This window comes from Streptomyces atriruber, assembly GCF_001418325.1.
Taxonomy (GTDB): domain Bacteria; phylum Actinomycetota; class Actinomycetes; order Streptomycetales; family Streptomycetaceae; genus Streptomyces; species Streptomyces atriruber.
The window spans coordinates 1-5,053 of record NZ_LIPN01000478.1; the positions used below are offsets into that span (position 1 = coordinate 1).

Genomic DNA, 5,053 nt, shown 5'->3' on the forward strand with positions numbered 1-5,053 from the left:
CTCTTCGTTTGGGCCCGTACGATACGCCGGGGCCGCCGGGATGTCACGGGAGGCCACACCCTCCGCCGCACGGGAACGGCCCGGCGGCCCCACCCTCCGCCGCACGGGATCGACCCGCCGCCCACACGCGCCACAGCGAGGGGCCGACCCTGCACCCACCTCCACACCCACCCCTGCGCGACCCCTTGCACAACCCCCCACCCCGCCATACCGTTTGAGGTCAAACAACATGATGGCGACACCGTCCGCTCCACCCCGCAGAGAGGCTGACCACGGGTGAGTGAAGCGAGCGCACCAGACATTGCCGGGACCGTCGAGGCACTGCGCGCGAACCACACGGACGTGGTCCGCGTCGTCTACCCCGACCTCATCGGCGCCGACCGCGGCCGCGACGTCCTCGTCGGGCACCTGCCGAGCGCCTGCGGACACGGCCTCTCCTTCTGCCGGGCCGTCTACCACACCACCCCCCGCGGCGACGTCGTCCCCGTCGCGGGCGGCCTCGACGCCGGACTGCCCGACGTCTGCGTACACCCCGACCTGGACACCCTGAAGCCGCTGCCCTGGGAGCCGGGCGTCGCCTGGTGCCTGGGCGACACCCGCGACCCCCTCACCGGCCTGCCCGCCCCGGAGTCCCCGCGCGCCGTGCTGCGCCGGGTGCTCGCCCGCACCGGCGAGTACGCGGGCGACGACGGCCTCTCCCCCGTCGTCGGCCCCGAGCTGGAGTACTTCCTGTGCGACACCTCCCCCGGCGCCGCGTCCGGCTGGACCCCGTACGGCGGCGCCACCGGAAACGTGTACAGCGCCGGACGGCGCGGCGACCCGGACGGCCATCTGCTGCGCACGCTGCGGCAGTTGGACTCGCTCGGCATCGGCGCCATCGCCGGGAACCACGAGTTCGACGGCGGGCAGTTCGAGATCAACCTGCACCACTCCGACGCCCTGGACGCCGCCGACCGCGCCTTCTTCTTCAAGGCCGCCGTCAAGGAGACCGCGCGCCACGAGGGACGGCTCGCCACCTTCATGGCGAAGCCGTTCAACGGACTCGGCGGGTCGGGATTCCACGTGCACCTGTCGCTGGTCGACGGCGACGGGCGGAACGTGTTCGACGATCCGCAGGGCGAGGGCGGGCTCGCCGCCACCGCCCGGCACGCCATCGGCGGCGTCCTGCGGCACGCGCCCGCGCTCGCCGCCCTGCTCAACCCCACCGTCAACTCCTACAAGCGCTTCGGGCCCGACACCCTCGCCCCCTGGCTGATCGACTGGGGCCTGGACAACCGCAGCGCCATGGTCCGCATCCCGCCCGAGCGCGGCGCGGGCACCCGTCTGGAGCTGCGCCTCGGCGACGCCTCCGCCAACCCGTACCTCCTCGTCGCCGGTACCGTCGCCGCCGTCCTGCTCGGCCTGCGCGACAAGCCCGAACCACCCGCCCCGCTGGAGGGGTACGGCTACGACGAGACCTCCGCGCCCCGCCTGCCCGGCACCCTCGCCGAGGCCCTCGACGCGCTGGAGGCCGACGAGGCGCTCACCGGCCTCCTCGGCGACGGCTTCACCCGCGCCTTCCTGACGTACAAGCGCAACGAGATCGAGCGCTATCAACACGCAGTGACTGACTGGGAGTTCGGGGAGTACGCGTTTCTCATCTGACCTCGCCGACCCCGCTAGGAGTGCGTTTCATGCGTACGGCCGTGCCGCCCCTCTCCCTCGCCGACGTCGACCTCGCCGACAACGACCGGTTCACCGACCGCACGCTGCCCTGGCGGATGTTCGACGTGCTGCGCCGGGAGGACCCCGTCCACTGGCAGCCCGAACCCCCGCCCAACTCCGGCTTCTGGGCGGTCACCCGGCACGCCGACATCGTGCGCGTCGACCGTGACCCCGAGACCTTCACCTCCGAGATGTTCACCAACCTGGAGGAGGTGGACGACGACTACATCGCCCTGCGCCGGTCCCTCCTGGAAACCGACGGGCTCCGGCACCGGGCCATGCGGCTCATCCTGCAGAAACGGTTCACGCCGCGCGCCGTCGCGACGTACGAGACGTTCCTGCGCGGGCTCACCGCGCGCACGCTCGACGCGGCCCTGCCGCTCGGCACCTTCGACTTCGTGCGGGAGGTCTCCGCGGACTTCCCCATCAACGTGCTCGCCCGCATGCTCGACGTCCCCGAGGAGGACACGCAGCAGCTCATCGACTGGGGCAACCGCATCATCGGCAACACCGACCCCGACTACGCGGACGTGCTCCTGGAGAGCGCGGAGAGCGAGCAGTACCGCAATCTGCCCTTCAGGTCGCCCGCCTCCCTCGAAGTCTTCGCGTACGGCAGGGAGTTGGCCGCCCGGCGGCGGGGCGGCAGCGGGGACGACCTGGTGAGCGCGCTGGTGAACAGCTCACCCAAGGACGGGGTGCCGCTCTCCGACACCGACTTCGACAACTACTTCCTGCTGCTCGTCGTCGCCGGGAACGAGACCACCCGGCACGCCATTTCGCACTCCATGCTCGCGCTCATCGAGCATCCGCAGGAGCGTGCGCGGCTCGTCCGCGACCCCTCGCTCATCCCGGACGCCGTCGAGGAGTGCCTGCGGTGGGCCTCGCCCGTCTACCACTTCCGGCGGACGGCGACCCGCGACGTCGAGCTCGGCGGCAAGCAGATCAGGAAGGGCGACAAGGTGGTGCTGTGGTTCGCCTCCGGCAACCGCGACGAGGACGTATTCCCTGATCCGTACCGCTTCGACGTCACCCGCGAGAACAACGACCACGTCACCTTCGGCAAGGGCAGCCCGCACTTCTGCCTCGGCAACTCCCTGGCCCGCCTGGAGATGCGGATCATGTTCGAGGAGCTGCTGCCCAGGCTGGCGGACATCCGCGTGGCCGGTGAGGTCCGCCGCGTCCGCTCCAACTTCGTGAACGGGATCAAGGAACTTCCCGTCACGGTGACGTTGGCGTAGCCCCGCTCAGCCGCCCGACGTGTCCAGTTCCGCGTCCTCGCTGATCCCCGCGCAGTCGTAGGGGTCCTTCAGCCAGCCGTCCGGCAGGACCACGCGGTTGTTGCCGGAGGTGCGGCCGCGCGGGCCGTCCGCGCCGACCGGCCACGCCTGGTCCAGGTCCAACTCGCCGAGCCCGTCCTCCAGTTCGGCGAGGGACGAGGTGATCGCGAGGCGCTTGCGCAGCTCCGAGCCGACCGCGAAGCCCTTCAGGTACCAGGCCACGTGCTTGCGGAAGTCGATGACGCCGCGCGCCTCGTCGCCGATCCACTCGCCGAGCAGGGTCGCGTGGCGCAGCATGACCCTCGAGACCTCGCGCAGGTCAGGGGCCTTGGGCGCGCCCGTGCCCTCGAAGGCGGCGACCAGGTCGCCGAAGAGCCAGGGGCGGCCGAGGCAGCCGCGGCCCACGACGACGCCGTCGCAGCCCGTCTCGGCCATCATGCGGACCGCGTCCGCCGCCGACCAGATGTCGCCGTTGCCGAGGACCGGGATCTCCGGCACGTGCTCCTTGAGGCGGGCGATGGCGTCCCAGTCGGCCGTGCCGCCGTAGTGCTGCGCGGCCGTCCTGCCGTGCAGGGCGATGGCGGTCACGCCCTCCTCGACCGCGATGCGGCCCGCGTCGAGGAAGGTGATGTGCTCGTCGTTGATGCCCTTGCGCATCTTCATGGTGACGGGGAGGTCCCCGGCGCCGCTGACGGCCTCGCGGAGGATCGCGCGCAGCAGCGGGCGCTTGTACGGGAGGGCGGAGCCGCCGCCCTTGCGGGTGACCTTGGGGACGGGGCAGCCGAAGTTCAGGTCGATGTGGTCGGCCAGGTCCTCCTCCGCGATCATGCGGACGGCCTTGCCGACGGTCGCCGGGTCGACGCCGTACAGCTGGATCGAGCGGGGCTTCTCCGTCTCGTCGAAGTGGATCAGCTGCATCGTCTTCTCGTTGCGCTCCACCAGGGCGCGCGTGGTGATCATCTCGCTGACGAAGAGGCCCTTGCCGCCGCTGAACTCCCGGCACAGCGTCCGGAACGGCGCGTTCGTGATGCCCGCCATGGGGGCGAGCACGACGGGCGGCTGCACGGTGTGCGGGCCGATCGACAGGGGCTGCGGCTGGGACGGCATCGATGATCTCCGGGACGGACGACGGGACCCTCTATTGTCCCTCACTCACCGGGCGGCCGTCCCACCCTCCTCACGCGACGGCTCATACGGCGGTCCCGCCCGCCGCCGACAGCTCCGCCAGGCGCTCCAGGCGCTCCTCGGTCTCGTCGTCGGCGGGGACGTACGCGATCAGCCGGTACGCCTGCATCAGCGGGGCCATCCACATCATCCGGTGCTCCAGGCGCAGCAGCCCGACCTGCGGGTGCTGATAGCGCTTGACGTGCGGCGACATGGTCGCCACCTCGTGCCGCTCCCACAGCTCGCGGAACTCCGCGGACACCCCGACGAGCCGGTCGCGCAGCTCCTTCCAGGCGGGCTCGGCGCCGTGCTCGGCCATGGAGCCCCGGAACTTCGCGACCAGGTCGCGCAGCATCTCGTCCCGGTCGAGGAAGGTCTCCCGCCAGCTCCCGCTGGTGGCGAGGAGCCACAGGCAGTTGCGGTCGCGCTGCTCCATCGCGTCGAAGTCGCCGAAGACATGGGTCCAGGAGCGGTTGTACGCGAGGACGTCGTAGCGGCCGTTCTGCACGGTGGCCGGGTAGGGCGCGAGGCGGCGCAGCAGCCGCCGGACCTCCGCGGAGAGGGCGTTGCACTCCGCCTCGGGGCGCGTGTCGACGGCCCCGGCGAGCGCGAAGAGGTGCGCTCGCTCGCTGGGGTCCATGAGCAGCGCCCGCGCGATAGCGTCGATGACCTGCGCGGACACCTTGATGGACCGGGCCTGCTCCAGCCACGTGTACCAGGTGACGCCCACGCTCGACAGCTGCGCGACCTCCTCGCGACGCAGCCCCGGCGTGCGGCGCCTGCTGCCGCGGACCAGGCCCACCTGCTCGGGCGTGACGCGCTCGCGACGGCTGCGGAGGAAGGCGGCGAGCTCTTGGCGGCGGATGTCGGCGGGGGCGGTGTCGGTGGGTGCGGGGGTGGTGTCGGTG

Annotated in this window: 4 protein-coding genes; 2 read left to right on the plus strand and 2 right to left on the minus strand. The window is 71.8% G+C overall.

What is annotated here, in order from left to right:
• The first annotated feature begins 276 nt into the window (after nucleotides 1–276).
• Together AOK03_RS36390 and AOK03_RS36395 are read left to right on the plus strand one after the other, a co-directional pair.
• Nucleotides 277–1,644 carry a glutamine synthetase family protein gene (locus AOK03_RS36390; RefSeq protein ID WP_079075178.1) on the plus strand — a complete coding sequence of 456 codons (1,368 nt, stop codon included), beginning with the start codon at nucleotides 277–279 and terminating at the stop codon, nucleotides 1,642–1,644.
• A gap of 29 nt (nucleotides 1,645–1,673) precedes the next feature.
• Complete coding sequence (locus tag AOK03_RS36395; protein ID WP_055569663.1) at nucleotides 1,674–2,942, plus strand: cytochrome P450; 1,269 nt, start codon at nucleotides 1,674–1,676, stop codon at nucleotides 2,940–2,942.
• 6 nt (nucleotides 2,943–2,948) lie between these two features.
• Here AOK03_RS36395 and dusB read toward each other — a convergent pair whose 3' ends face one another.
• Together dusB and AOK03_RS36405 are read right to left on the minus strand one after the other, a co-directional pair.
• Complete coding sequence (gene dusB, locus AOK03_RS36400) at nucleotides 2,949–4,088, minus strand: tRNA dihydrouridine synthase DusB (protein WP_055569664.1); 1,140 nt, start codon at nucleotides 4,086–4,088, stop codon at nucleotides 2,949–2,951.
• 82 nt (nucleotides 4,089–4,170) lie between these two features.
• Nucleotides 4,171–5,053: helix-turn-helix transcriptional regulator (locus AOK03_RS36405; RefSeq protein ID WP_055569665.1), on the minus strand; the 883-nt coding region annotated here is incomplete at its 5' end.

Bases quoted from the DNA above. Each gene is read 5' to 3' on its own strand.
- AOK03_RS36395 (WP_055569663.1), top strand. From the start codon at position 1,674: ATGCGTACGGCCGTGCCGCCCCTCTCCCTCGCCGACGTCGACCTCGCC.
- dusB (WP_055569664.1), bottom strand. From the start codon at position 4,088: ATGCCGTCCCAGCCGCAGCCCCTGTCGATCGGCCCGCACACCGTGCAG.